1 pseudogene is annotated in these 303 nt (G+C 44.9%); it reads left to right on the plus strand.

Annotation, left to right across the window (positions count from 1 at the left end):
* Window positions 1-111 (plus strand): annotated as a pseudogene (locus EYD46_RS17630) (FKBP-type peptidyl-prolyl cis-trans isomerase); the annotation flags it as partial.
* Between the last annotated feature and the right edge of the window lie 192 nt (window positions 112-303).

Here is a 303-nt window from a genome sequence, read left to right on the forward strand (position 1 = left end):
GTTGAAGTATTTGACAGCTCTGTACAACGCGGTCAGCCAGCAGAATTCCCGGTAAATGGCGTAATTAAAGGCTGGGTTGAAGCTCTGCAGCTGATGCCAGCAGGTTCTAAATGAGTTGGTATCGCGCTGTTCTTCACTTTTGCGAATCCGTTCGTAGCTCAACTTGCTGGTTAATCTTTAAGCTGGTTTTTTTAACCCTTAATAGATCAACACTGGAAAGCAAGGGGTGATGGCGTGAATCTGAACTTAACACTGGTAGGCCAGGCCATCTCATTTGCGATTTTTGTCTGGTTTTGTATGAAG

The sequence above is a fragment of the Hyunsoonleella pacifica genome, assembly GCF_004310335.1.
Lineage (GTDB): Bacteria > Bacteroidota > Bacteroidia > Flavobacteriales > Flavobacteriaceae > Jejuia > Jejuia pacifica.